Annotated in this window: 22 protein-coding genes; 12 read left to right on the forward strand and 10 right to left on the reverse strand. The window is 60.2% G+C overall.

The window, feature by feature from the left end; translation table 11 throughout:
• Nucleotides 1-255 precede the first annotated feature (255 nt).
• The 3 genes from emhC to emhA are packed head-to-tail and all read right to left on the reverse strand — an operon-like array spanning nucleotide 256 to nucleotide 6038.
• On the reverse strand, nucleotides 256-1716 hold the full coding sequence (emhC, locus tag ACSQ87_RS07490) for an efflux RND transporter outer membrane subunit EmhC (protein ID WP_223433157.1): 1461 nt from the start codon (nucleotides 1714-1716) through the stop codon (nucleotides 256-258).
• A complete protein-coding gene (gene emhB, locus ACSQ87_RS07495; protein ID WP_223433158.1) occupies nucleotides 1713-4877 on the reverse strand; it encodes an efflux RND transporter permease subunit EmhB in 3165 nt (1054 codons plus the stop codon). Before emhB ends, emhC begins: the two co-directional genes overlap by 4 nt.
• A gap of 3 nt (nucleotides 4878-4880) precedes the next feature.
• Nucleotides 4881-6038 carry an efflux RND transporter periplasmic adaptor subunit EmhA gene (emhA, locus tag ACSQ87_RS07500; RefSeq protein ID WP_223433159.1) on the reverse strand — a complete coding sequence of 386 codons (1158 nt, stop codon included), beginning with the start codon at nucleotides 6036-6038 and terminating at the stop codon, nucleotides 4881-4883.
• A gap of 265 nt (nucleotides 6039-6303) precedes the next feature.
• On the opposite strand from emhA, the gene emhR reads away from it, so the two are divergent.
• Nucleotides 6304-6936 carry an efflux system transcriptional repressor EmhR gene (emhR, locus tag ACSQ87_RS07505; RefSeq protein ID WP_223433160.1) on the forward strand — a complete coding sequence of 211 codons (633 nt, stop codon included), beginning with the start codon at nucleotides 6304-6306 and terminating at the stop codon, nucleotides 6934-6936.
• A gap of 217 nt (nucleotides 6937-7153) precedes the next feature.
• Here the strand turns inward: emhR and ACSQ87_RS07510 are convergent, their stop codons facing one another.
• From ACSQ87_RS07510 to ACSQ87_RS07520, 3 genes are read right to left on the reverse strand one after another with little or no spacing between them, the layout of a single operon-like run.
• Nucleotides 7154-8203, reverse strand: a complete 1050-nt coding sequence (locus tag ACSQ87_RS07510) for an alkene reductase (protein ID WP_223433161.1) — start codon at nucleotides 8201-8203, stop codon at nucleotides 7154-7156.
• A 21-nt stretch (nucleotides 8204-8224) separates the two neighbouring features.
• The gene (locus ACSQ87_RS07515; RefSeq protein ID WP_223433162.1) at nucleotides 8225-9391 is read right to left on the reverse strand and encodes an MFS transporter; all 1167 of its coding nucleotides are present in this window, start codon (nucleotides 9389-9391) and stop codon (nucleotides 8225-8227) included.
• Between the two features lie 3 nt (nucleotides 9392-9394).
• Nucleotides 9395-9715, reverse strand: coding sequence for an ArsR/SmtB family transcription factor (locus ACSQ87_RS07520; RefSeq protein ID WP_129441841.1), 321 nt, complete (start codon nucleotides 9713-9715; stop codon nucleotides 9395-9397).
• Between the two features lie 170 nt (nucleotides 9716-9885).
• Between ACSQ87_RS07520 and ACSQ87_RS07525 the strand changes: the two genes are divergently transcribed.
• On the forward strand, nucleotides 9886-10461 hold the full coding sequence (locus tag ACSQ87_RS07525; RefSeq protein ID WP_076030010.1) for an ACP phosphodiesterase: 576 nt from the start codon (nucleotides 9886-9888) through the stop codon (nucleotides 10459-10461).
• A gap of 101 nt (nucleotides 10462-10562) precedes the next feature.
• On the opposite strand, the gene ACSQ87_RS07530 is transcribed toward ACSQ87_RS07525, so the two are convergent.
• A complete protein-coding gene (locus tag ACSQ87_RS07530) occupies nucleotides 10563-11354 on the reverse strand; it encodes a lysophospholipid acyltransferase family protein (RefSeq protein WP_223433163.1) in 792 nt (263 codons plus the stop codon).
• Entirely contained in the window at nucleotides 11354-12109 is a 756-nt protein-coding gene (gene olsB / locus ACSQ87_RS07535) for an L-ornithine N(alpha)-acyltransferase (protein WP_149629023.1), read from the reverse strand. Before olsB ends, ACSQ87_RS07530 begins: the two co-directional genes overlap by 1 nt.
• Nucleotides 12110-12263: 154 nt before the next feature.
• Here olsB and ACSQ87_RS07540 point away from each other — a divergent pair, with 154 nt between their 5' ends.
• From ACSQ87_RS07540 to ACSQ87_RS07565, 6 genes are all read left to right on the forward strand, one after another.
• Nucleotides 12264-13142 carry an acyl-CoA dehydrogenase family protein gene (locus ACSQ87_RS07540; protein WP_223433164.1) on the forward strand — a complete coding sequence of 293 codons (879 nt, stop codon included), beginning with the start codon at nucleotides 12264-12266 and terminating at the stop codon, nucleotides 13140-13142.
• 77 nt (nucleotides 13143-13219) lie between these two features.
• The gene (locus tag ACSQ87_RS07545; protein WP_223433165.1) at nucleotides 13220-14314 is read left to right on the forward strand and encodes a serine hydrolase domain-containing protein; all 1095 of its coding nucleotides are present in this window, start codon (nucleotides 13220-13222) and stop codon (nucleotides 14312-14314) included.
• Nucleotides 14311-14640, forward strand: a complete 330-nt coding sequence (locus ACSQ87_RS07550; RefSeq protein WP_223433166.1) for an amidase — start codon at nucleotides 14311-14313, stop codon at nucleotides 14638-14640. The genes ACSQ87_RS07545 and ACSQ87_RS07550 overlap by 4 nt, the downstream gene beginning before the upstream one ends.
• Before the next feature lie 99 nt (nucleotides 14641-14739).
• The gene (locus tag ACSQ87_RS07555; RefSeq protein WP_436273574.1) at nucleotides 14740-15840 is read left to right on the forward strand and encodes an IS110 family transposase; all 1101 of its coding nucleotides are present in this window, start codon (nucleotides 14740-14742) and stop codon (nucleotides 15838-15840) included.
• A gap of 457 nt (nucleotides 15841-16297) precedes the next feature.
• Nucleotides 16298-16888, forward strand: coding sequence for a YceI family protein (locus ACSQ87_RS07560; protein ID WP_223433675.1), 591 nt, complete (start codon nucleotides 16298-16300; stop codon nucleotides 16886-16888).
• 1 nt (nucleotide 16889) lies between these two features.
• On the forward strand, nucleotides 16890-18047 hold the full coding sequence (locus ACSQ87_RS07565; protein ID WP_436273575.1) for a phospholipase D-like domain-containing protein: 1158 nt from the start codon (nucleotides 16890-16892) through the stop codon (nucleotides 18045-18047).
• Between the two features lie 142 nt (nucleotides 18048-18189).
• Here ACSQ87_RS07565 and bglX read toward each other — a convergent pair whose 3' ends face one another.
• Nucleotides 18190-20481 carry a beta-glucosidase BglX gene (gene bglX, locus ACSQ87_RS07570; protein ID WP_223433677.1) on the reverse strand — a complete coding sequence of 764 codons (2292 nt, stop codon included), beginning with the start codon at nucleotides 20479-20481 and terminating at the stop codon, nucleotides 18190-18192.
• Nucleotides 20482-20717: 236 nt separating this feature from the next.
• Here bglX and ACSQ87_RS07575 point away from each other — a divergent pair, with 236 nt between their 5' ends.
• From ACSQ87_RS07575 to ACSQ87_RS07590, 4 genes are all read left to right on the forward strand, one after another.
• The gene (locus tag ACSQ87_RS07575) at nucleotides 20718-21329 is read left to right on the forward strand and encodes a LemA family protein (protein ID WP_223433678.1); all 612 of its coding nucleotides are present in this window, start codon (nucleotides 20718-20720) and stop codon (nucleotides 21327-21329) included.
• Between the two features lie 43 nt (nucleotides 21330-21372).
• Entirely contained in the window at nucleotides 21373-22128 is a 756-nt protein-coding gene (locus ACSQ87_RS07580) for a TPM domain-containing protein (RefSeq protein ID WP_415770928.1), read from the forward strand.
• 33 nt (nucleotides 22129-22161) lie between these two features.
• On the forward strand, nucleotides 22162-22779 hold the full coding sequence (locus ACSQ87_RS07585; RefSeq protein WP_056739379.1) for a TPM domain-containing protein: 618 nt from the start codon (nucleotides 22162-22164) through the stop codon (nucleotides 22777-22779).
• A 290-nt stretch (nucleotides 22780-23069) separates the two neighbouring features.
• Nucleotides 23070-24296 (forward strand): class I SAM-dependent methyltransferase, encoded by a 1227-nt coding sequence (locus ACSQ87_RS07590; protein ID WP_223433514.1) that lies wholly within the window; start codon nucleotides 23070-23072, stop codon nucleotides 24294-24296.
• On the opposite strand, the gene ACSQ87_RS07595 is transcribed toward ACSQ87_RS07590, so the two are convergent.
• Nucleotides 24286-25200, reverse strand: coding sequence for a DMT family transporter (locus ACSQ87_RS07595; RefSeq protein ID WP_223433515.1), 915 nt, complete (start codon nucleotides 25198-25200; stop codon nucleotides 24286-24288). The genes ACSQ87_RS07590 and ACSQ87_RS07595 overlap by 11 nt on opposite strands.
• Between the last annotated feature and the right edge of the window lie 229 nt (nucleotides 25201-25429).

The raw sequence follows: 25429 nt of genomic DNA on the forward strand, positions 1-25429 counted from the left end.
TTTAGGCGTGAAACGGGGCGCTGCCGCAACCTGGGGTTGCAGACAAAAATTTGAAATCAGGGCAAAAACGAAGGGGATCAGCCGGACAGGGCAGGGCGCGGGGGCATGGTGTCGAACCTGTTGTTATTGGTCTTGTGCGACGAATGGTGCGGGGAATGTACCAGATGGTTCAATCAGCTAAAGCGGGTTGTGGGCGATTATCGAACGCCAAAACAAAAAGCCCACCAAAGGTGGGCTTCTTGTTTTACAGCGCTATCAGAACAACTTCATCTTCGGCGCTTCTTCTTTCAACGGCTCGTTCTTCGCCGTCTGCTCGTTCCAGCCACCGCCCAGTGCCTTGTACAGATTGACGGCACTGACCAGTTGCGCCAGACGGTCGGTGATCAGTACTTGTTGGGCACTGAACAGCTGGCGCTGGGCATCGAGGAAGGTCAAGTTGCTGTCGACACCAATGCGATAACGACGCTCGGCCAGACGGTAGTAGTCCTGGTTCGCGCTGACGAAATCACGCTGGGCATGCAACTGATCGGTGTAGGTCTGGCGGGCGGCCAGGCCGTCGGCGACTTCCTGGAAGGCCGTTTGAATGGACTTCTCGTAGTTCGCCACGCCGATGTCTTTCTGGATTTTTGAATAATCCAGGCTGGCGCGCAGGCTGCCGGCGTTGAAAATCGGCAGGTTGATCTGCGGCTGGAACAGCCAGGTGCCCGAACCGCCCTTGAACAGACCGGACAGGTCCGGGCTCAGGGTCCCGGCGTTGGCCGTCAGGCTGATGCTCGGGAAGAACGCAGCCCGCGCCGCGCCGATGTTGGCGTTGGCGGCTTTCAGGTTGTATTCGGCCTGGAGGATGTCCGGACGACGTTGCAGCAAGTCCGATGGCAGACCGGCCGGCACGTCGCTCAGCAGGTCGTCAGCCAATGGCTTGGCTGCTTGCAGATTGGTCGGGACGCCAGTGCCGAGCAGCAACACCAGGATGTTTTCATCCTGGGCGACTTGACGGGTGTACTTGGCCATTTGTGCGCGGGCGTTTTCCACCGAGGTACGCGACTGGGCCAGGTCCAGGGCCGAGGCCACACCCACTTCGTTGCTGCGGGCGGTGAGCTTGTAGCTCTCCTCGAACGCAGCGAGGGTGTCCTGGGTCAGTTTCAGCAGTTCCTTGTCGGCCTGCCAGGTCAGATAGGCGTTGGCCACACTGGCCACCAGGCTGATCTGGGTGCTGCGGCGCGCTTCTTCAGTGGCGAAGTATTTCTGCAGCGCTTCTTCGCTCAGGCTGCGAACCCGACCGAACAGGTCGAGTTCATACGCGCTGATGCCGACCGTGGCCGAGTAGGAACTGGTGATGTCCGCTTGGCCTGTCTGCGAGGCCCGAGCCGGGACCCGCTGGCGGCTGCCGGTGCCGTTTGCCGACACGGCCGGGAACAGATCGGCACGCTGGATGCGGTATTGAGCCGCGAACGCGTCGATGTTCAGCGCCGCGACACGCAGGTCACGATTGTTTTCCAGGGCGACCTGGATCAGCTGTTGCAGCGCCGGGTCATGGAAAAACTGCTTCCAGCCCTGTTCGGCGGCAGCCTGGGCAGGCGCCTGGGCCGGCGAATACGCCGGACCTTGCGGGTACTGGCCCGCCACCGGTGCTTCAGGCTGCTGATAATCGGGTATCAGCGAGCAGCCACCGAGCACGAAGGCGGCAACAGCCAAGGAGAGTAGCGACTTGCTCATAAGCCAGCCTCTTTAGAAGGTTCTAGAGCGTCGTCCTGGTCAGCGATTTTGCGCTGCCCCATGGCCGACACGGTGACGAAAAACAGCGGGACCCAGAATATCGCCAATACGGTGGCGGTGATCATACCGCCGATCACCACTGTACCGATGGCGTGTTGGCTACCCGAGCCGGCGCCAGTGGAAATGGCCAGAGGCACGACGCCGAGGACAAACGCCAGGGAGGTCATAATGATCGGACGCAAACGCATGCGGCAAGCCTCGATGGCGGCCTCCTGTAAGCTCTTGCCCTGTTCATGCAGGTCTTTGGCGAACTCGACGATCAGAATGGCGTTTTTTGCCGCCAGACCAATGGTGGTCAACAGACCCACCAGGAAGTACACGTCGTTGGACAGACCGCGCAAGCTGGTCGCCATCAACGCACCGATAATCCCCAGCGGCACCACGAGCACCACCGCAATCGGAATCGACCAGCTTTCATACAACGCGGCCAGACACAGGAACACCATCAGGATCGACAACGCGAACAGCGCCGGAGCCTGCGAACCCGCCAGTCGTTCTTCGTACGACAGGCCTGTCCAGGAAATACCGACACCGGCCGGCAGTTTCTTGGCCAGGGCTTCGACTTCGAGCATGGCTTCACCGGTGGAATAACCGGGTGCCGGGGCACCGAGGATTTCCATCGCTTCTACGCCGTTGTAACGCGACAGCTTCGGTGCGCCGTAAATCCACTCACCTTTGGCGAACGCCGAGAACGGAACCATGGTGCCGGCCCTGTTGCGCACATACCATTTCTTGACGTCTTCAGGACTCATGCGCGCGCCCGGCTGGCCTTGCACGTACACCTTCTTCACCCGACCGCGGTCGATGAAGTCGTTGACGTAGCTACTGCCCAGGGCAATCGACAGGGTGCTGTTGATGTCGGCGATGGTAACGCCCAGGGCACTGGCCTTCTCGTCATCGATTTCCAGTTGGTATTGCGGTTCGTCGTTCAGACCGTTCGGGCGGACCTGCGACAGCACCTTGCTCTGCGCCGCCATGCCGAGGAACTGGTTGCGTGCAGCCATCAGTGCTTCGTGACCGATACCGGCACGGTCTTGCAGGAACACGTCGAAACCGGTGGCGTTACCCAGTTCCAGCACCGCCGGAGGTGCGAACGCAAACACCATGGCGTCACGGAAGGTGAAGAAATGCTGTTGGGCACGGGCCGCGACTTTGAACACGCTGTTGTCGGCGTTACGTTCGTCCCACGGTTTGAGCATGATGAACGCCATACCCGAACTCTGACCGCGGCCGGCGAAGTTGAAGCCGGTTACGGTAAACACCGAGGCCACCGCGTCACCTTCACCGCCGTCCTTGCCCGGACGCAGCAGGAACTCACGCATCTCGTCCACGACAACTTGCGTGCGCTGGGAACTGGAACCGGCCGGGGTTTGCACCTGGGCAAACAGTACACCTTGGTCTTCTTCCGGCAGGAACGCGGATGGAATACGCAGGAACAACCAGATCATGCCGACGACGATGATCACGTACACCAGCAGATACGGCACCTTGTTGCGCAGAATGTTGCCAACGCCGCGTTCGTAGCTTTTCACGCTACGGTCGAAGTTGCGGTTGAACCAGCCGAAAAATCCGCGTTTCGGGACGCCGTGCTCACCCTTGGGAATCGCTTTGAGCATGGTGGCGCAGAGCGCCGGGGTAAAGATCAGTGCGACCAGTACCGACAGGGCCATGGCCGAGACGATGGTGATCGAGAACTGTTTGTAGATCACACCGGTGGAACCGCCGAAGAATGCCATCGGCAACAGTACCGCCGACAGCACCAGGGCGATACCGACCAGTGCACCCTGGATCTGCCCCATGGATTTCTTGGTGGCCTCCTTGGGTGACAGGCCTTCTTCGCTCATGACCCGTTCGACGTTTTCCACCACGACGATGGCGTCGTCCACCAGCAAACCGATGGCCAGCACCATGCCGAACATGGTCAGGGTGTTGATGCTGAAGCCGAACGCCGCGAGGATCCCGAAGGTACCCAGCAATACGACTGGCACGGTCATCGTGGTGATGACGGTGGCGCGGAAGTTTTGCAGGAACAGGAACATCACCAGGAACACCAGCACGATCGCTTCGACCAGGGTTTCAACCACGCCCTTGATCGACTCGGTCACCACTGGCGTGGTGTCGTACGGGAACACCACTTCCATCCCTTCCGGGAAAAACGGCTTGAGGGTTTCGATGGTCTTGCGCAGGGCTTTTGCGGTGTCGAGGGCGTTGGCGCCGTTCGCCAGTTTCACCGCCAGACCGGAGGCCGGGGCGCCGTTGAACTGGGCGCTGATCGAGTAGTTTTCGCCGCCCAGGCCAACATCCGCCACATCGCCGACACGTACTTGTGAACCGTCCTTGTTGACCTTAAGCAGGATGGCCTTGAACTGCTCGGCAGTTTGCAGGCGGGTCTTGCCGATGATCGTCGCGTTCAGCTGTTGGCCGGCGACAGCAGGCAAACCACCGAGTTGGCCGGACGACACCTGAACGTTCTGCGCGGCGATGGCGGTTTTTACGTCGCCCGGAGTCAGGTTGAAGTTATTCAACTTGGCCGGGTCGAGCCAGATCCGCATCGCGTACTGCGCACCGAAGACCTGAAAGTCACCGACACCGGCGGTGCGCGAGATCGGGTCCTGCATGTTCGACACGATGTAGTTGGACAGGTCGTCCTTGGTCATGCTGCCGTCGCGCGACACAACGCCGATCACCATCAGGAAGTTTTTCACTGCCTTGGTCACGCGGATACCCTGTTGCTGCACTTCTTGCGGCAGCAGCGGGGTGGCCAGGTTCAGCTTGTTCTGGACCTGAACCTGCGCGGTATCGGAGTTGGTGCCCTGCTCGAAGGTCGCGGTAATAGTCATGTTGCCGTCAGAGTTACTTTCCGACGAGACATAACGCAGGTTATCGATACCGTTGAGCTGTTGCTCGATCACTTGCACCACGGTGTCCTGCACGGTTTGTGCAGACGCGCCCGGGTAGGTCACCGAGATGGCAATGGCCGGAGGCGCAATGCTCGGGTATTGGTTGATCGGAAGTTTGAGGATCGATAGTGCCCCGACCAGCATGATGACCAGGGCAATTACCCAGGCAAAAATCGGACGGTCGATAAAAAATCTGGACATGGTTTACTCCCCTTTGCCGCTGGAAGCCTTGTTAGCTACCTGTGCGGGGGCCGGGTTCTTTGCGCCAACGTTAGTCGCTTCACTGGCCTTTACTACGACGCCAGGTTTGACGAATTGCAGCCCTTCGGTGATCAGGCGATCGCCGGCCTTCAGGCCGTCTTCGATCAGCCATTGGTTGCCGACGGTGCGGCTGGCCTTGAGCTGACGCAGTTCGACCTTGTTGTCCGGACCGACGACCAGCGCGGTCGGGGTGCCTTTGAGGTCACGGGTCACGCCTTGTTGCGGGGCGAGGATCGCCGCGCTGTTCACCCCGGCCTGCAATTGGGCGTGTACAAACATGCCTGGTAGCAGGGTGTGATCAGGGTTTGGGAATACCGCACGCAAGGTCACGGAACCGGTGGTCTGGTCTACCGAGACTTCCGAGAACTCGAGATTGCCTTCCTGTTTGTACTGGCTGCCGTCTTCGAGGGTCAGCTTGACCTTGGCCGCGTTGTCGCCGGATTTTTGCAGACGACCGCTTTCCAGTTCGCGGCGCAGTTCCAGCAGCTCTACCGAAGACTGGGTCACGTCGACGTAGATCGGGTCCAGTTGCTGAATCACCGCCATCGCGTCGACCTGGCCGCTGGTGACCAGCGCGCCTTCGGTCACGGTCGAGCGGCCGATGCGGCCGGAGAGTGGCGCGTAAACCTTGGTGTAACGCACATTGATCTGGGCGCTTTGCAGGGCGGCTTCCGATTGCAAGCGGTTGGCCAGGGCCGTGTCGTATTCCTGACGGCTCACAGCCTGTTCGCTGACCAGTTGCTTGTAGCGATCCGAAATCGATTTGGTCTGTTGCAGGTTGGCTTCGGCGCTTTTCAGGGTGGCTTCATAAACGGCCGGATCGATCTGATACAGCTGCTGGCCGGCCTTGACGTCGCCGCCTTCCTTGAACAGGCGCTTGAGAATGATGCCGTTAACCTGAGGGCGAACTTCGGCGATGCGGTACGCGCTGGTACGGCCCGGAAGCTCGGAGGTCAGGGTGAAGGCTTGAGGTTGCAGAGTAACGACGCCGACCTGAGGGGGTGGTGCGGCAGGTGCCGCCTCTTCCTTTTTGCATCCGCTGAGCAGCGATGCCAAGGCGAGGGCGGTGACCAGAGCGGTAACAGCTGGCTTGAATTGCATGAAAATCCTCGGGTCAGGCGCGCAAATTGCGCACTAGAAATGTGGAAAGGTAAAAAATGTGCGCTGAGTGGATAAGTAGCTTGCTAAGGAATATACTTACGTTCATGGTTGTTTGTAAATACCTTGGCCGCGTATCCACACCATTACAAAAGCCGTTCAAGGGTTCGAATTGTAGGCCGGGGACGACGCCCAAGAACGCTCGCCCCACTTTTATTCAGCGGATGTTCAGGCATCGCTGAAGCATCCTGATTGAGGTTGTATTGCCATGGTCCGTCGTACCAAAGAGGAAGCTCAAGAAACCCGCAGCCAGATACTGGAAGCGGCAGAAAAAGCCTTTTACGAAAGGGGCGTGGCGCGCACGACACTGGCGGATATCGCTACTTTGGCCGGGGTCACGCGCGGGGCCATCTACTGGCATTTCAGCAACAAGGCGGATCTGGTGCAGGCCATGCTTGATACCTTGCATGAACCGCTGGATGAAATGGCCAAGGCCAGTGAAAGCGAAGATGAACTCGACCCCTTGGGCTGCATGCGCAAGCTGCTGATTCATTTGTTTCATCAAGTTGCCCTGGATCCGAAAACCCGACGCATCAATGAGATTCTGTTTCATAAGTGCGAATTCACCGATGAAATGTGCGACCTGCGCCAGCAGCGCCGAGCGGTCAGCCTTGATTGCAATGTGCGAATCGCTCTGGCGCTGAGTAATGCGGTCAATCGGGGGCAGTTACCGGAAAGCCTCGATACGGCCCGCGCAGCCATCAGCCTGCATGCGTACATTGACGGCATCCTGTACCAGTGGCTCTTGGCGCCCGACAGCTTTGAACTGCACATCGAAGCCGAGCGTTGGGTCGATACAGGGTTGGACATGCTGCGCTTCAGCCCCAGCCTGCGCAAATGAAACAAAATGCGTAATTGGATCCGGTTGTGTCAACACTTGAGGCGGATGAGGAACATCCTGACGCTCGCCTGATTGCAATGGGTTGCTTTTATATACGTACGCTCGCCAGGTTGATAGGTAGTGAGCTACCTGATTTGTAGCGATTTTGTGAGTAACCCGGTTGCAAAAAAGCCCCGGCTCTTTCGAGTCGGGGCTTTTGCGTTTCAAAGGGGGGCGCTTACAACACCGGGTAGTCGATGTAGCCGACCGCGCCCTTGGAATAAAACAGCTCAGGACGTGGCTCGTTCAGCGGCGCATCGGCCTTCAAACGTGCCGGCAGGTCCGGGTTGGCAATGAACGGCACGCCGAAAGCGACTGCATCAGCCTTGCCGCTGGCCAGCCAGGCGTTGGCGCTGTCCTTGGTGAAGCGTTCGTTGACGATGTAAGGGCCGCCGAACGCTTCTTTCAATTGTGGACCCAGGCTGTCGCCATCTTCTTTCTCGCGGGAGCAGATGAAGGCGATGCCACGTTTGCCCAGTTCGCGAGCGACGTAAGTGAAGGTCTCGGACAGGTTGTCGTCGCCCATGTCATGGAGATCGGCACGGGGTGACAGGTGCACACCCACACGGCCCGCGCCCCAGATTTCGATCGCGGCATCGGTCACTTCCAGCAACAGGCGCGCACGATTTTCCACGGAACCGCCGTAGTTGTCGGTGCGCTGGTTGGTGCTGCTTTGCAGGAACTGGTCGAGCAGGTAACCGTTGGCGCCATGGATTTCCACTCCGTCGAAACCGGCCGCCTTGGCGTTCTCGGCACCGACGCGGTAGGCGTCGACGATGTCGGCGATTTCAGCGGTTTCCAGGGCGCGTGGGGTTGGGAAGTCGGCCAGTGGGCGAACCAGGCTGACATGGCCTTTTGGCTGAATGGCGCTCGGTGCGACCGGCGCTTCACCACCCAGGTACGACCCGTGGGAAATACGGCCGACGTGCCACAGTTGCAGGAAAATCTTGCCGCCCGCGCCGTGAATAGCCTTGGTCACATTGGCCCAGCCACGCACTTGATCGTTGGACCAGATACCCGGGGTGTCCGGGTAGCCGACGCCCATCGGCGTGACCGAGGTGGCCTCGCTGAGGATCAGGCCGGCCGAGGCGCGTTGTACGTAGTACTCGGCCATCAGCGCGTTTGGCACGCGGCCTTCGTCGGCGCGGCAGCGGGTCAGCGGCGCCATGATGATGCGGTTGGCCAACTCAAGGTCGCCCAGTTTGATCGGATCGAAAATAGTCGTCATGAAATAGCTCTCTTGTAGAGATCAGTTGGTAGCAGGGGCCAGTTCGGGATCACCGTTCTGACGGAAAGTAATCAGGGTCACCAGCAGGGCGAGTACCGCCAGTGCAGCTGCCGCGAGAGGAACGCTGGTCAAGCCGAAACCGTGGGCGATGACGCTGCCACCGACCCAGGCACCCAGTGCATTGCCGACATTGAAAGCGCCGATGTTCAGGGTCGACACCAGGTTCGGTGCGGCCTTGCCGTAGGTCACCACGTTCACTTGCAGGGCGGGCACGGCGGCAAAGCACGCGGTGGCCCAGAGGAACAGGGTGATTTCGGTAGGAATCAGCGCAACGCTGGTCCAGGTCAGCACGGTCGAGATCACGGCCATCGAGATAAAGACGCCGATCAACGTTGCGGCCATGCCTTTGTCAGCCAGCTTGCCGCCGATGATGTTGCCGACCGTCAGGCCCAGGCCGATGAGCATCAGGGTCCAGGTCACGCCGTTGGGCGAGACGCCGGTGACATCGCCGAGCAGCGGGGCGACGTAGGTGAACAGGGTGAATACGGAAGCTGCGAACAACGCGGTCATGCTCAGGGACAGCCAGATCCCGGCGCCTTTGAGGGCACGCAGTTCGGCGCGCATGTCGAGTTTCTCTTCATCGCGCTTGGCCGGCAGGAAGCGGATCAGGCCGATCAACGCGATCACACCAATCACGGTCACCGCCCAGAAGGTCGAACGCCAGCCGGCTTCCTGACCGAGCGCAGTGCCCAGCGGAACGCCGAGCACGTTGGCCAGGGTCAGGCCGGTGAACATCAGAGCCACGGCCGAAGCGCGCTTGTTCGCCGGCACCAGACCTGCTGCCACCACCGAACCAATGCCGAAGAACGCACCGTGGCAGAGGGCGGTGACCACACGGGCAAACATCAGCACGTTGTAGTCGGTCGCCATTGCACAGAGCAGGTTGCCGACGATGAAAATCCCCATCAACGCTACCAGCGCGGCCTTGCGCGGCAATCGAGAGGTGGCCAGTGCCATGAACGGCGCACCGATGGCCACGCCCAGGGCGTACCCGGTCACCAGCCAGCCGGCACCGGGGATCGACACACCGAGGTCGGCCGCTACATCGGGCAGCAAGCCCATGATGACGAACTCGGTGGTGCCGATGGCGAAAGCGCTCAAGGCCAGAATGAGTAGCGAGAGGGGCATTGTTCAGTTCCTTGTCGGAGCACTGAGCTCCTTGACGATGGCATCGAGGAACGCCTGGATCACGTCCTCGTTGCGTTTGAAGAAGTGCCATTGACCGGCTTTCTGGCTGCTGATCAGTCCCGCACGTTGCAAGTTCGCCAAATGGGCGGACACGGTCGACTGCGACAGGCCGCAGCGTTGATCGATCTGTCCGGCGCAAATGCCGTACTCGTGGTTGTGGATCTGTTCCGGGAACTGGGCTTTGGGGTCTTTCAGCCAGATGAGGATGTCTCGGCGTACTGGGTGTGCCAGGGCTTTTATTATTTCGTCGAGGTCGATGGTCATGGTTTGGGCTCGTGATGAGTAAAACGCTATATCGCGATGAGGCGAACTTTAAATCGGTATTTCGCGATATACCAATATGATTTTGGTCTGACGACCGAGTAATTCGGTATATCGGGTTATAACGATATGCTGGGTGTAACGATACAAAGGCGCAGTGCTAAGCTGCGCGCATGAACTATCTCGCACATCTGCACCTCGGTGGCCAGCGCCCCGGTCAATTGCTCGGCAGTCTGTATGGCGATTTCGTCAAAGGGCGGCTGCAAGGGCAGTTCGATCCGGAGATCGAAGCGGCCATCCAGTTGCATCGCAGCATCGATGTCTTTACCGACCGCCATCCGTTGGTGGACGTCTCGTTGTCACGGTTTTCCATGACCCGCCGGCGTTACGCCGGGATCGTGCTCGACGTGTTTTTCGACCATTGCCTGGCGCGTGACTGGACGCTGTACGCCGATCAGCCACTGGAACAATTCACTTCGGGCGTGTACCGGGTGCTGTCCGCCGAGGCGCAATTGCCGGAACGGCTGGCGCAGATCGCGCCGCACATGGTGGCCAATGACTGGTTGGGTTCTTATCGGGAATTCGCGGTGCTTGAGCAGGTGCTGCGAGGGATTTCACGGCGGCTGACGCGACCCGAGGAACTGGCCGCAGCGATGCAGGAATTGCGGGTGTTGTATGAACCGTTGAGCGATGACTTCCGGTTGTTTTATCCCGAGTTGCAGGCATTCGCTGCGACACCGCGAATTTAATGTGGGAGCGGGCTTGCTCGCGAAGGCTGCTTCACATTCAACACATGTGCTGACTGTCAAACCGCATTCGCGAGCAAGCCCGCTCCCACAGGGGATTTGTATCAAGCCGCGATCGCGGGGCGCAGCGGTTCCGGTTGCGCCTGCGGAATCGCCCCAAACAACGCCTTCTGCACCGCTTGCTGTGCCTCGAACGCCAGTGCCGCACGCTCTCGACCTTCACACGCGATCGGCTTGAGCAAATGAATCTCCACCTCACCCCGATCATTGGCAAACAAGCGCATCAAGTGCGAGAGCAAATCATCATCGCCAATGAACGGCGCCAGTGAATCGAGTGCTCCGTCACGCAGATAACGAATCGCCACCGGCTGCAACTTCACTTCGGAGTCGATCGCCGCAGACAGCAATCGACCGTGGAAAGTGCGCAACGAACGGCCATCAGTGGTGGTGCCTTCCGGGAACATCAGCAGCGGATGTTCCTGCTCCAGATGACGGGTCATCTGTTTGCGAATCAACTGGCTGTCGCCCGACCCTCGACGAATGAACAAACTGCCGGCCTTGGCCGCCAGCCAGCCCGCCACCGGCCAGGTGCGCACTTCGGCCTTGGACAGGAACGACAGCGGTGTGAGCATGCCCAGCAGCGGAATGTCGGTCCAGGACACATGGTTGCTGACCCAGAGCATCGGCGCCTTCGGCAATTCACCGTGTACGGTCACGCGAAAGGGCAAGGCATTGCTCAGGCGCGCCATGAAAAATCGCGACCAGCGCTGGCGACGGACCATCGAATGAGCAATCCCCAGACGTTCGAACAACCCGAACAGACTGGCCATGCTCAAACCCAGCGCCACCACCACCAACACTCGTGCAATCCGCGCGTACACCCGTAACCGACTCATCACACGGCCGCCTTGAAGTGCTTGGCATAACGCGGGCAGAGTTCGTCGCGCTTGAGCAGAATGAACACGTCGGCGACCTGGAAGTCTTCGTCCCAGCACGGCTCGCCGCAGATCTTCGCGCCAAGACGCATGTAGGCCTTGAGCAGCGGTGGCATTTCGGCGATGACGTTGGACGGGATGTCGAGGCTCGGCAGCGGTTTTTTCGGTTCGGCCCGAAGGTGTTCCGTACACAGATAACGTTCGCGCAGGCGCTGCATGATCGCGTGGGCCTGAATGCCGCCGTCCTGCATCGGAATGCTCGCGCAACCCATTAAGTAGCTGTAGCCGCCCTGGTTCAGCACTTCGGCCAGTTCGCCCCAGAGTACGGCGATGGTGCCGCCGTTGCGGTAAGCCGGGTCGACGCAAGTGCGGCCGATTTCCAGAATCGGGCCTTTTAGATGAAGCAGGCCATGCAAGCTGAATTCTTCTTCGCTGTAGAACTTGCCCAGGCTGCTGGCGGCCGTATGGTCGAGCAAACGGGTAGTCGCCACCAGTCGCCCGGTGTTCAAGTCACGCACGCCGATGTGGGCGCAGTGAACATCATAGTCATCCATGTCCAGACCCAGCTCCGCGCCTTTCAGCTTGGCGTTGAATTCGCCGCTGAACACGTTGAAGCGCAAGGCCTGGGCTTCCTGCAAGGCCTCGGCGCCCACCAGGCGTTCGGCTTGCAGGCGGCGTTCATTGCCGGTGTCGCTGATGCGGGCGATCTGAGTCATTGCGAATCTCCGTACGGGCCGGTCACCCGTCTTGGGTTGCAGCCGATCGACTTTCTTTATGCAGCCGTGTTGTGCAAAGTCAGGCTATGTAGCCCCGGTGTCATCGCCATGAAGCTTTGGTGATGCTTATATGACAGCCCACGAGGAGCCTCTTATGCCCTGGCAAAACCTGCTGCGCCGCCGCGATCGTCTGCCCGCCAACCCGGACCTGGGCGAGGGTTTCGCGACCTTGTTGCACCAGTTGGGCAACGTCACACCGTTCGAACTGGCGGTGGCCGGCGGGCGTTTGATGTCGACGCCGGGACTGGCGTTTCTGGTGGGCTATCAGGCGGCGTTGCGCATGCTCTGGCCGAGCGCGCCGCTGAGCCTCGGCGCCTTGTGCGCGACCGAACAGCGCAGCCTGCGGGTGACGGACATGCAGACCCGTCTGCACGATTTGCGTCTGAGCGGACGCAAGGATTTTGTCACCGCAGGCGATGCCGCCGATTGGCTGCTGATCGCGGCCCGCAGTGAAGCTCCCGACGAAAAACCGCGCCTGAGTCTGGCGGTGGTTTATCCCGATGAACCGGGTGTGCGTCTGGAGAAACTGCCGGCGATCCCGTTGATGCCAGACATCAGTCATGGTCGGCTGTTTCTCGATAACGCTCAGTGCGAACTGTTGGCGGGGGATGGCTGGGATGCTTACATCAAACCGTTCCGCACCCTTGAAGACATCTATGTGCTGAGCGCCATGACCGCCTGGCTGTACGGCGTCGGTCAGGACAGCGACTGGCCGCAAGCCTTGCAACTGCGTTTACTGGCGCTGCTGGCCGGGTGTGCGGAAGTCAGCCGGCAGGCGCCGAATAATCCGTCCGGGCATGTGTTGCTCGGTGGCTTGTTTGCGCAGTTCGATGGGTTGAAGGCCGAGGTGGCTCAGGCACTGGCCGATGGTCCGCAGCATTGGGCCGCTATGTGGCAACGTGATCAGGGCGTGTTGGATTTGGCGGCGGGTGCGCGGGGGAAGCGGTTGGCAAAGGCACTCGCTGGCGCTTGAAGCGCCCAATGTAGGAGCTGAGAGACTGTCATCAACTGCGACTAGGCTCAGCAGGTCCATCCTTCCGAGCACCCTCCATGTCCAAAGGCTTGTCCCTGGTTTTTATGCTCCTGCTCAGCCTCACGGCCCACGCCGAATACTGGCCTGCCGAGCAATGGCCGACCGGCCCGACAGTCACTGGGCCGGCGCTTCAAGCGCTGGAGACTTACGCCTTCCCACCCCGTGATGAGGCCACCCGAAAAGGCATCCGCACTGACGCCTTGCTTGTGATCCGCGACGGCCAACTGATCTACGAGCGCTACGCCGGCCCGACCACGGCCAACACCCCGCACCTGACCTGGTCCATCAGCAAAAGCCTGATGGCCACAGTCCTCGGCGTGGCCTATGGCGAAGGTCTGTTCAAGCTTCAGGATCCGGTGCAGAGATTTTATCCACCGCTGGAAAAACACCCGACGATGACCATGGCCGACCTGCTGCACTGGGCCTCGGGCCTGGACTGGCAGGAAGACTATGAATACGCGCCGTTGAAATCCTCGGTGGTCGCGATGCTCTACACCCGCGGTCACCTGGACATGGCCGCGTTTACCGCCGATCACGGTGAATACGCCAAGCCCGGTCAGGCATTCCGTTATTCCAGTGGCGACAGCAATCTGTTGGCTGCTGCGTTGAAAACCATCGTCGGCCCGAGCCGGTATCCGGACTATCCATGGACTGCTCTGTTCGAGCCCTTGGGGATTCGCCACGCCGTCTGGGAAAGCGATGCTACGGGAACCTTCGTCGCTTCGTCCTATGCCTACCTCACCGCCAGGGATCTGGCCCGAGTTGGTCTGCTGATGGCACGCGACGGCCGCTGGGGCGAGCGGCAATTGCTGCCCAAGGACTGGGTGACGTTCAACCGCGAACCGTTCGCCCACTATCAAGCCAATCAGGACGACGCCGTGCCCGGCGGCCATTGGTGGCTTAACCGCGCGGTGGAAGGCGCCGCAAAACCCTGGCCCGATGCACCCGCCGACACCTTCGCCGCGCTGGGCCATTGGGGTCAGGCGATGTACGTGATTCCCGGCGAAAACCTGGTGATCGTGCGCTACGGCGATGATCGCGACGGCAGCTACCAGCACAACGAATTGCTCAACCTCGCGCTCAAGGCCTTTGCCGCGAAGGGGCAGCCATGAAGCGTCGCAACATTGTTCGTCGGCGACCGTTCAGTACGCTGTCGTTGATCTTGCTGATCACCTTGCTCGGCTGGATCTGGCAGGAACGGGTGGCGCTGTGGGCGTTCCCGGACATCATCAGCGCCTATACCGCCAAGGAATATTGTTCGTGTCGTTACGTGATGAACAACCCGGCCGAATACTGCCACGGCTATGTGAAACAGTGGCTGCCGAGCAGTGGCTTTAGCGATGACCCCGCCAGCAAGCGCGTTTCGGTCAGCGGCATGGGCCGCAGCAACAGCGCCACCTGGGACGGCGAGCGCCAAGGCTGTCGCCTATCACCCTGAACGACACTTTCCCTGTAATTGAATGGACTCGCCCAAGCCGAGGCGTCTGTGCGCCACGGTGGCATTCTTATAGAAGCCAACGACAGCGAGGGCGAGGCCATGAAAAAGCATACGACGATCAATCAGTTTTTGTCAGCCGATCTGGCGGCATGCACCACAGTTGCGGTGGATCTTGCCAAAAGAGTCTTTCAGTTGGCCGGGGAGGATGCTCTCGGTCAGGTGTTGTTCGAGAATCGAATCAAGTCACGTGAGGCCTTTCAGGCATTTCTTCATAAGCTTTCAGCGAGCGTGACGGTGTTGGTGGAAACCGGGCCAGGCGCTCAGGCATGGGCACGATTGCTGCAGACGCAGGGTAATCCGGTCCGCATCCTGCCGGCCCAACATGTGGCCAATCATCGCAGCGGTCCGAAAAATGATCGCAACGATGCATTGGCTATCTTGCGCGCAGGCCGCGATTGCAAGATCTCAGCCGTACCGCTCAAGAGTGCGGCGGCGCTGGCGATGCAGGCTCTGCACAGGGCCCGGCAGGGATATGTACGGCGACGCACTGCGGTCGGCAATCAGATGCGCGGTTTACTGCTGGAACATGGTGTGGCTATGGCGCAGGGTGAAATGGCTATCAGCCAACTCGTGCCTCGGATAGTGGAAGATGCCACCCAGCCGTTACCCGATTTGCTGCGCGAACTCATCGCCGAATTGCTGGGTGAATGGGGTCAACTGGGCGAACGCATCAACGTGCTGACCGGTCGGCTGGAAGCGGCAGCGAAGGAGGATGAGACGGCGAAGCGGCTGATGACGGTGCGCGGCGTTGGCCCGATCATCGCCACGGCGCTGCTGGCCAAGCAGACCGAGCCTAAACGCTTTGCCAACGCGCGCTTGTTCGCCGCCTACTTCGGTTTGGTGCCCAGCCAGCACAGCAGCGGGGAGAAGGTCCGGTTGGGCAAGATGAGCAAGCAGGGCGATGCTTACTTGCGCAGTCTGACGATCCAGGGTGCCCACGCCGTTTTAAAACAGCTACGACCCGATTCACAGCAGCCGGATGACCAACGTCTCCAGCGTTGGATATCCCGCCTGGGTCGCAAGGAGGCAGCCGTGCGATTGGCCAACCGCAACCTGCGCATCCTCTGGGTGCTACTGCAAAACGACCAGACTTATCGTCGCCAGCCAGGCACTGGCCAGGAGGCGGCGATGAGTCACTGATAACAGAGTTCTGCCACCGGGGCGTTAAGCGCTCCAACCCATGCTGAAGAACATTGACCCAGGTCAGACCGTCGCGGATTGATGCCTAAGCTGCTACTGGCCCTTGAGGCCTTACTGTAATCGGCATACCACGAGCTTACCCAATGTTGGCCAGAAGCCGTTGAAGGCTTCCTCGAACAGGCCTCATACATAGATGCAACCGGGTAGCAGTGTTCAAAAAGCAGGTTGAACGTGGGGGCGAGTCCATACATAGCAGCTGGCGAAGCCTGCGTTCGGTTCGGGCCGCGTTCGGACGCAGCAGTCGCCAATCCAGCCACCTCGCTCTTTCTGAAACACCGCAGAGCCTGATTTCACGACTGCTTCGCAGCCGAACGCAGGCTTCGCCAGCTGCTACACGTTTGCAATTGGCTCACGGGCGGTTAAGGTTCGTGCAGGTTTATCTGCCCCACGAGTCTCTATGTTCAACCGCTTCCTCTGCAAAACCCTCGCCTTTCTGCTGCTGGCCGGTGCCACCCTGTCGGCCCACGCCGATTGGTATCTGGACGGCGAGTCCTCGCGGCTGTCGTTCATCAGCACCAAAAACGCCAACATTTCAGAAGTGCAGCGCTTTCTGGTGCTGCACGGCAAGGTCGATCCCAAAGGCCAGGCCGAGGTGGAAGTCGAGCTGGACTCGGTCAACAGCGGCATTCCGTTGCGCGATGAACGCATGCGCAAGGACCTGTTTGAAATCCAGACCTTCCCCGAAGCACTGATCACCGCGCAGATCGATCTGCGGCCGATCAACGACCTCGCACCCGGCGCGCAACTTGAATTGCGCCTGCCGCTGACCGTCAACCTTCATGGCAAACAACACGAATACAACGCCGAACTGCTGGCAACCCGTCTCGATGACCGGCGCTTCCAGGTGGTGACCCTCGAACCGCTGATAATCAATGCCGCGGATTTCGACCTGGCTTCCGGCCTGGAAAGTTTGCGCAAGGTCGCCGGTTTGTCGGCCATCAGTCTGTCGGTACCGGTGGGCGCGGTACTGATTTTCACGGCGCGCTGACATGGCCGGCGCAATTTTCCCCTGGCGTGAAGGCAACCATTTTGAACTGTTGATCGACGGTCCGCAGTTTTTCCCACGGATGTTGGTGGCGATTGCCCGCGCTGAAGAGCAGGTCGAGCTGGAGCTGTACCTGGTGGAGGCGGGTGCCTGTGCCGAGGCGATGGTTCAGGCGTTGGTCCAGGCTGCCGAACGTGGCGTGCGCGTACGCTGCCTGTTCGATGATTACGGCAGCCTCGCGTTCACCCTGAACTTGCGTCAGCGTTTGATGGCGGCGGGCGTGGAGCTGCGTTTTTACAATCGCCTGAGCTGGCGGCGTTGGGTGGGCAACTTCTACCGCGATCACCGCAAGCTGTTGCTGGTCGATCAGAGCATGGCCGTGGTGGGCGGCACCGGGGTGACCGATGAATTCTGGACGCCGGGCGAAGACACCAGCGAATGGCACGAAGTGATGGTGGAAATCACCGGTCCCTTGGTCATCGACTGGCAGTTGCTGTTCGACCGCCAATGGATAGCCAACCGGCATCGGCGCGCCTGGAAACCCGCTTCGCATTTTGGCTTGCCGCGTCTGCCACGCGTGCCGTCCACGGGCGAGGGCATGGGCCGGGTCGCCTATGCTGACGCCCGCCAGCACCGGGACATCCTGCAATCGTTGACTCGGGCGTTGAACAGCGGCCAGCAGCGGATCTGGCTGGCGACGCCGTATTTCCTGCCGACCTGGAAAGTCCGCCGCTCACTGCGCCGGGCTGCCGCCCGAGGTGTCGATGTGCGCCTGCTGCTGACCGGGCCGCGCACCGATCACCCGTCGGTGCGCTACGCCGGGCATCGCTACTACCCGCGATTGCTCAAGGCCGGGGTGACGATCTTCGAATACCAGCCGTGTTTCCTGCACCTGAAAATGGTCCTGATCGACGACTGGGTGAGCATCGGCTCGTGCAATTTCGATCACTGGAATTTGCGCTTCAACCTGGAAGCCAACCTTGAGGCGCTGGACCCTGGGCTGACGCGTGCGGTGGCGGCGAGTTTCGAGAGGGACTTTGCGCAGAGTCAGGAGGTCAGCCTTGAGGCATGGCAACGCCGGCCGCTGTGGCGGCGGGTGAAGCAACGGGTTTGGGGATGGGTGGATCGGCTGGTGGTGAATCTGCTGGATCGACGGGGCTAACCCCAATCTTAAGAACACCCTAAACCTAATGTGGGAGCGGGCTTGCTCGCGAAGGGGGAGTGTCAGTCAACGATGATGTCGACTGAAAGTCCGCCTTCGCGAGCAAGCCCGCTCCCACATTTGTTTTGCGGTATGTCAGGGGTTACAGCAGTTCAAAGCTCTGCTGCGTCACGTCTTGGGAATCCAGGCCGATCTCCACGTTGAACTTGCCCGGCTCGGCAGCGAACTTGAGCTGGGTGTTGTAGAACTTCAGGTCATCCTCGGTAATGGTGAAGCGCACGACTTTCTGTTCGCCGGCCTTGAGCATGACTTTCTGGAAGTTCTTCAGTTCCTTGATCGGGCGGATCATCGAGCCGGTCACGTCCTGGATGTACAACTGCACCACGGTTTCGCCGTCACGCTTGCCGGTGTTTTTCACCGTGACGCTGGCGTCGAGCTTGCCAGTCTTGTTCAGCGTGGTCGACGACAGGGCCATGTTGCTCAGGCTGAAATCGGTGTAGCTCAAGCCGAAACCAAACGGGAACAGCGGCCCTGTGGTGTCATCGAAATACTGCGACGTGTAGTTGCCCGGTTTGCCCGGCGTGAACGGCCGGCCAATGCTCAGGTGGTTGTAATAGGTCGGAATCTGGCCTACCGAACGCGGGATGGTGATCGGCAGTTTGCCCGACGGGTTGTAGTCGCCGAACAGCACGTCGGCAATGGCGTTGCCGCCTTCGGTGCCGCTGAACCAGGTTTCCAGAATCGCGTCAGCCTGATCCTTCTCTTCGAGAATCGACAGCGGACGGCCGTTCATCAACACCAGCACCAGCGGTTTGCCGGTGGCTTTCAAGGCTTTGATCAATTCGCGCTGGTTGGGCGGGATGTTGATATCGGTGCGGCTCGATGATTCGTGCGACATGCCGCGGGACTCGCCCACCGCTGCGACCACCACATCGGCATCCTTGGCGGCTTTCACCGCTTCGTCGATCAGCACTTGCGCCGAACGCGGATCGTCTACCACTTCCGGGGCATCGAAATTGAGGAAGTTCAGGTAACCGAGGATTTTGGGGTCGCTGGTGATGTTGGCGCCACGGGCGTAGATCAACGTCGATTGCGAACCCAGTGCAGCAGTCATGCCGTCGAACAGCGTGACCGATTGCGCAGGGCGACCGTTGGCGGCCCAGCTGCCCATCATGTCGATCGGTGCCTTGGCCAGCGGACCCACCAAAGCGATTTTCGCGGTTTTTTTCAGCGGCAGGGTTTCGCCCTCGTTTTTCAACAGCACCAGACTGCGGCGCGCCACGTCGCGGGCCTCGGCGCGGTGCAGGCGGCTATCGGCATTGGTGTCGGCCGGATCATCCTCGGCCTTGCCGATGCGCAGGTACGGGTCCTTGAACAGGCCCATGTCGTACTTGGCGGCAAGCACTTCACGCACCGCGTTGTCGATGTCGCTTTGCTGGATCTCACCCGCCTTCAACAGCCCCGGCAGCTCTTTGCCGTAGAGGGTGTCGTTCATGCTCATGTCGATGCCGGCCTTGATCGCCAGCTTCGCGGCTTCGCGACCGTCACGGGCGACGCCGTGTTTGATCAGCTCGAAAATCGCCCCGTGGTCGCTGACGGCCAGGCCTTTAAAGCCCCATTGCTTGCGCAACAGGTCGTTCATCAGCCAGGTGTTCGCGGTGGCCGGGACGCCGTTGATCGAGTTCAGCGCGACCATCACCCCGCCAGCACCGGCGTCGATAGCCGCACGGTACGGAGGCAGGTAATCCTGGAACATCTTGATCGGGCTCATGTCGACTACGTTGTAGTCGCGACCGCCCTCGACGGCGCCGTACAAGGCAAAGTGCTTGACGCTGGCCATGATGCTGTCGGCCGCGTTCGCACCGGTGCCCTGGAACGCCTTGACCATGACGCCGGCAATACGCGACACAAGGTAGGTGTCTTCGCCGAAGCCTTCGGAAGTACGGCCCCAACGCGGGTCGCGGGAGATGTCGACCATCGGCGCGAAGGTGAGGTCGACGCCGTCCGATGAGGCTTCCTTGGCGGCGATGCGCCCGGACAGGCCAATGGCGTCCATGTCCCAGCTCGAGGCCAGGGCCAGCGGAATCGGGAAAATGGTGCGGTGGCCGTGGATCACGTCATAGGCGAAGAACATCGGGATCTTCAGCCGGCTGCGCATGGCCGCGTCCTGCATCGGACGGTTTTCCGGGCGGGTGATCGAGTTGAACGTGCCACCGATGTTGCCGGCGGCGATTTCCTTGCGGATCATCTCCCGTGGCATTTCCGGGCCGATGCTGATCAGGCGCAACTGGCCGATTTTTTCATCGAGGGTCATCTGCTTCATCAGGTTGCTGATGAACGCGTCCTTGTTTTCCAGAGGTGCGGGTGTCGTGGCGGCCAATACGTTATGACTGGCCAGGCTGACGAACAGGCCCAGCAAACACAGCTTCTTCATGAATATTTTTCTCAAAAGCTAAAACGGCAGTGAATACGCGCCGGTCAGCCAAAATTTAGGGAGCGACTATTGTTGTTCAGGTAAATGCAGCACACTTCTGCGTGTTTTCGCGCTGGGGCATCTTTTAGCCCATTGGCTCGATGCAATCCAGTGGTGGCGGCAGATTATGCCCCAAGAGCCGGGTTCAAAGTTCGAAGGTTGTTTTTCAACGGAATGTGCAAGGGAGAGTCAACCAGATGAATGTACGACACCACTATCGGTCGAGCCTGCAGGTTGCAGCCTTGATGTTGCTGACCACGCTGCTGGCCGGCTGCGGCATCAACACGATTCCGACCCTCGACGAACAGGCCAAGGCTGCCTGGGGCCAGGTGCAGAACCAGTACCAGCGCCGCGCCGACCTGATTCCCAACCTGGTGGAAACCGTCAAGGGTTACGCCAAGCACGAAGAAGAAACCCTGACCGCCGTGATTGAAGCCCGGGCCAAGGCCACGTCGATCCAGGTCGATGCCAGGACCCTGGATAACCCGGAAAAACTCAAACAGTTCCAGCAGGCCCAGGATCAACTGACCGGCGCCTTGAGCCGTTTGATGGTGGTGTCCGAGCGTTACCCGGACCTCAAGGCCAACCAGAACTTCCTGGCGTTGCAATCGCAACTTGAAGGCACCGAGAATCGCATTGCCGTGGCGCGTCGGGACTTCATCCTCGCCGTGCAGAAATACAACACGGAACTGCGTACCTTCCCCGGTCGCCTCTGGCACAGCGTGATGTACAGCGATTTGCCGATCCGCGAAACCTTCGAGGCCACCAGCCCCGATGCGGAAAAAGCGCCTCAAGTGAAGTTCCAGTAAGCGCCGCAAGGGGCTTGAAGCATCACCAAGGATGAGGTTGCCAATGCGTGTGTTGAAAGTTGGCCTGGTGCTGTTGCTCTGGGTGTTTGCCCTGACGGCCCAGGCTGCGTTGAAGTTTCCGGAACTGACCGGGCGGGTGGTCGATAACGCCCAGATGATCGAACCTGCGGTGCGTGAGCAACTGACGCAACAGCTTCAGGCCCATGAAAAAGCCACCGGCGAGCAGCTGGTGGTGGTCACATTGCCGGATTTGCAAGGCACCGACATTGCGGATTTCGGTTATCAACTGGGGCGCTACTGGGGCATCGGCCAGAAGGACAAGAACAACGGCGCGCTGCTGATCGTTGCGCGTGATGATCGCAAGCTGCGGATTGAAGTCGGTTATGGCCTGGAAGACCGGCTGACCGATGCGCAGAGTTCGGTGATCATCAATCAGGTGATCACCCCGGCGTTCAAGACCGGCAACTTCAGCAAGGGCATCAGCGACGGGGTCGCGGCGATGCTCGTGGTATTAGGCGGCAATCCGCTGGACGAACCGTCCACGGTGTATGACTCCGGCGGCAATCAGGAAAGCGACTTCGTCTCACGGCATCCGGGGATCTTCGTGTTTCTGGTGATGCTGTTCATCCTGACGATGTTTGTCTGCCAGATGCTCGGGATCCTGCCCAGCGGCGGCGGTGGACGAGGCGGTTCGAGCGGCGGGTTCGGCGGTGGAGGTTTTGGCGGCGGCGGTGGAGGCGGGGGCTTCAGCGGCGGCGGGGGCAGTTTCGGGGGCGGCGGTTCGTCGGGCGGCTGGTGATCACACAACAATAGCGAGTGGGCATTCTTAAACATGGCACTACTGACTGAACACGAACAACGCAAAGTCGCCGAGGCGATTGCCCGGGTCGAGCGCGACACCGACGCCGAACTGGTGACGGTGCTCGCGGCCCGCGCCGACGACTATGCGTATATCCCGCTGCTCTGGGCCAGCCTGCTGGCGCTGGTCGTGCCGGGTGTCGTGCATTACCTGACCGGCTGGCTGACCCTGCACAGCTTGCTGCTGGTGCAATGGATCACGTTCATCGTGCTGTGCCTGGTGTTCCGGATTCCGAAAATCACCACGCACCTGATCCCGCGCTCGGTGCGTCACTGGCGCGCCTCGAACCTGGCGCGCCGGCAGTTTCTGGAGCAAAACCTGCACCACACAGTGGGCAGCACCGGCATGCTGATTTTTGTCTGTGAGGCTGAACGCTATGTGGAGATTCTGGTGGATGAAGGGATTTCTAAACGGCTGGACAATAAAAACTGGGATGGAATTGTTGCGGCGTTCACTCAGCAGGTGAAGCAGGGGCAGACGTTGCAGGGGTTTGTGACGTGTGTGGAGGCGTGTGGCGAGTTGCTCAAGGTGCATGTGCCGGTGACGCACGTGAGGAATGAGTTGCCGAATCGGTTGGTGGTGTTGGGCTAAAAGCCCCCCTCACCCTAACCCTCCCGAAACGTCGGACCGCCCCGAGGGGCGAGGGGACTGACCGATGTGTTCTCTAGATATTTTTCGACTGGGGAAATCGAGTCGAACTCAGGTTTGAAAAGCTTGAAGATCGGCTCCCTTTCCCCCTCTCCCCATTGGGGCGGTCCGACGTTTCGGGAGGGCTGGGGTGGTTTTCAAGCCGTTCGGTAAATAACTGCGTGTCCCCAACCCCCATCCCCCCTAAAATACCCGCCATTCCCCGATCCGCACCGCCCGAGGCCGTTTTTCCCATGTCTGTCACCGCCACTCCCGCCAGCCTCGCGCCGGATCACCACGCCCAGTTCATCGACCTGCTGCAATCCAGTCTTGACCAGAACGCCTTCATCAAACTGGTGTTGGCCAAGTACGTCGGTACTGAAGTGGACTTGCAGCGGCTGATTATCAAGCAGCTGACAGTCAAGGATCAGCCCTGCCTGTCCTTCGTCTACCGCTACAAGACGCGCGACATCACCAAGAATTTGCCGATCACCGAGGGCGTAGCGACCATCGCCGCACTCTTGCCGGCATCGTTCAAAAATGCGCATTTGCTGTCGCTGACGGATGAAGCTCAGCTGGAATACAGCAAAAAGGGCAAGTCTTCGCTGTTCAAAAGCAAACCTCAGCAATTGCGTGAAGTGCCATCCGCTGAGCACAACCGCGAGAAGAACCGCTTCCTCGACCTGAGCCGGCCGTTCCTCGCCGACCTCGGCGTGACCAACAAGCAACACGAGTTGATCCCGGCGATGTCGCGCAAGTGGAAGCAGATCAACAAGTTCATCGAGGTCTTCAGCCATGCACTGACCACCTCACCGCTGGCGCTGGACAAGCCGGTTCAGGTGGCGGATTTCGGTTCGGGCAAGGGTTACCTGACGTTCGCGATCCACGACTACCTGCGCAACACCTTGAAGGCCGAAGGCGTGGTGACTGGCGTCGAGTTGCGTGAAGAGATGGTGGATTTGTGCAACGCCGCAGCCGCAAAGCTCGAGCATCCGGGGCTGGTGTTCAAGTGCGGTGATGTGCGCAGCGTGGCGCCGAGCGAGCTGGACGTGATGATCGCGCTGCATGCCTGCGACATCGCCACCGACTATGCGATTCACACCGGCATTCGTTCCGGCGCCTCGATCATCATGTGCTCTCCGTGCTGCCACAAGCAGATCCGCCTGCAAATCCAGAGCCCGGCGCTGCTCAAGCCGATGCTGCAATACGGTCTGCATTTGGGCCAGCAAGCGGAAATGGTCACCGACAGTTTGCGTGCGTTGTTCCTGGAAGCCTGTGGTTATGAGACCAAGGTCTTTGAGTTCATCTCACTGGACCACACCAACAAGAACAAGATGATCCTGGCGGTCAAACGAGCCGAGCCGATTGATCCGGCCCAGCTGTTGGTGAAGATTCAGGAGCTGAAGGATTTCTACCACATCAGCGAACATTGCCTCGAAACGCTGCTGCGGGCCGATGGGTTGCTGGTTGCTAAGGCTTGACCTGAATCCCTACCGGTAACGTGCCCGGTTGCGCCGGGCGTACGGCCGTCTTGCGTCCCAACATCACGGTCACGATCACCCCGGCGGCAAACAGCCAGGTGATCGGCTCGATGTGTTCGCCGAAGAACAGCGCCGAAAAGGCGATGGTGAAGAAGATCTGCAACAGCTGGATCTGACTGACCCGGGCAATGCCGCCCATCGCCAGCCCGGCGTACCAGGCGAAGAAGCCGATGAACTGCGAAAACAGCGAGACGTAACCGAAGGCCCACCAGGTCTTGGCCGAAATCTCGCCCTGATGTTGCAGCGCCAGGTACACCACCGGCCCGGTCAGCAACGGCGTCGATAACACCAGTGCCCAGCAGATCACCTGCCAACCGCCCATCTCCTTGGCCAATCGGCCGCCCTCGGCGTACCCCAAACCGCCCACGGCAATCGCGCCGAGCATCAGCAAATCACCGGCCTGAATGCTGCCGGCCCCGCTGATCAGCGCATAACCCAGCACCAGCGCGCTGCCCAGCGCGGCGCAGGCCCAGAAGGCTTTCGACGGTCGTTCGTGGGACAACCACGCGGCGTACAGCGCTACGCACAACGGCTGTAAGCCGTTGACCAGCGCACCGTGAGACGCCGGCAAGGTTTGCATGGCCCAGGCCGACAACACCGGGAAGCCGAGGATCACCCCGGCGATCACCAGGGTCAGGCCTTTGACTTGTTTCCAGGTCGGCCACTTTTCACGGCGCCACAGCAACAACATCGCCGCCGGAACCGCCGCGAACAGCGCACGGCCCAGGCCGTTGAGCAGCGGATGGAGTTCCTGCACGACGATCCGTGTGAAGGGCAGGGTGAGGCTGAAGATCACAACGCCGAGCAGGCCGAGGGCCATGCCGGTGTTTTCGCGCGAGGACATGATGGCAACCAGAATACAGGGTGACGGGAAGACCTTCATCTAGCCATAAACCGGGGTCGTTGCTCTGTTACAGCTAGGTGCAGAGTTATCCGTACAGTTTGAGGGCCTCTTCGCGAGCAAGCCCGCTCCCACAGGGGAACGCATTCCAATGTGGGAGCGGGCTTGCTCGCGAAGAACGATGACGCGGTAGTAGCTGGTTATTACCCGACCCCGCAGATAAGGACTACTT

The sequence above is a fragment of the Pseudomonas sp. LjRoot277 genome, assembly GCF_964253845.1.
Classification (GTDB): domain Bacteria; phylum Pseudomonadota; class Gammaproteobacteria; order Pseudomonadales; family Pseudomonadaceae; genus Aquipseudomonas.

Coding starts and splice junctions, on each gene's coding strand:
- ACSQ87_RS07590 (WP_223433514.1), top strand. CDS start 23,070: ATGTCTGTCACCGCCACTCCCGCCAGCCTCGCGCCGGATCACCACGCC.
- olsB (WP_149629023.1), bottom strand. CDS start 12,109: ATGACTCAGATCGCCCGCATCAGCGACACCGGCAATGAACGCCGCCTG.
- ACSQ87_RS07545 (WP_223433165.1), top strand. CDS start 13,220: ATGTCCAAAGGCTTGTCCCTGGTTTTTATGCTCCTGCTCAGCCTCACG.
- ACSQ87_RS07550 (WP_223433166.1), top strand. CDS start 14,311: ATGAAGCGTCGCAACATTGTTCGTCGGCGACCGTTCAGTACGCTGTCG.
- ACSQ87_RS07595 (WP_223433515.1), bottom strand. CDS start 25,200: ATGTCCTCGCGCGAAAACACCGGCATGGCCCTCGGCCTGCTCGGCGTT.
- ACSQ87_RS07585 (WP_056739379.1), top strand. CDS start 22,162: ATGGCACTACTGACTGAACACGAACAACGCAAAGTCGCCGAGGCGATT.
- emhA (WP_223433159.1), bottom strand. CDS start 6,038: ATGCAATTCAAGCCAGCTGTTACCGCTCTGGTCACCGCCCTCGCCTTG.
- emhC (WP_223433157.1), bottom strand. CDS start 1,716: ATGAGCAAGTCGCTACTCTCCTTGGCTGTTGCCGCCTTCGTGCTCGGT.
- ACSQ87_RS07520 (WP_129441841.1), bottom strand. CDS start 9,715: ATGACCATCGACCTCGACGAAATAATAAAAGCCCTGGCACACCCAGTA.
- ACSQ87_RS07575 (WP_223433678.1), top strand. CDS start 20,718: ATGAATGTACGACACCACTATCGGTCGAGCCTGCAGGTTGCAGCCTTG.
- ACSQ87_RS07525 (WP_076030010.1), top strand. CDS start 9,886: ATGAACTATCTCGCACATCTGCACCTCGGTGGCCAGCGCCCCGGTCAA.
- ACSQ87_RS07580 (WP_415770928.1), top strand. CDS start 21,373: ATGCGTGTGTTGAAAGTTGGCCTGGTGCTGTTGCTCTGGGTGTTTGCC.
- emhR (WP_223433160.1), top strand. CDS start 6,304: ATGGTCCGTCGTACCAAAGAGGAAGCTCAAGAAACCCGCAGCCAGATA.
- ACSQ87_RS07530 (WP_223433163.1), bottom strand. CDS start 11,354: ATGAGTCGGTTACGGGTGTACGCGCGGATTGCACGAGTGTTGGTGGTG.
- ACSQ87_RS07510 (WP_223433161.1), bottom strand. CDS start 8,203: ATGACGACTATTTTCGATCCGATCAAACTGGGCGACCTTGAGTTGGCC.
- ACSQ87_RS07515 (WP_223433162.1), bottom strand. CDS start 9,391: ATGCCCCTCTCGCTACTCATTCTGGCCTTGAGCGCTTTCGCCATCGGC.
- bglX (WP_223433677.1), bottom strand. CDS start 20,481: ATGAAGAAGCTGTGTTTGCTGGGCCTGTTCGTCAGCCTGGCCAGTCAT.
- ACSQ87_RS07540 (WP_223433164.1), top strand. CDS start 12,264: ATGCCCTGGCAAAACCTGCTGCGCCGCCGCGATCGTCTGCCCGCCAAC.
- ACSQ87_RS07555 (WP_436273574.1), top strand. CDS start 14,740: ATGAAAAAGCATACGACGATCAATCAGTTTTTGTCAGCCGATCTGGCG.
- ACSQ87_RS07560 (WP_223433675.1), top strand. CDS start 16,298: ATGTTCAACCGCTTCCTCTGCAAAACCCTCGCCTTTCTGCTGCTGGCC.
- emhB (WP_223433158.1), bottom strand. CDS start 4,877: ATGTCCAGATTTTTTATCGACCGTCCGATTTTTGCCTGGGTAATTGCC.
- ACSQ87_RS07565 (WP_436273575.1), top strand. CDS start 16,890: ATGGCCGGCGCAATTTTCCCCTGGCGTGAAGGCAACCATTTTGAACTG.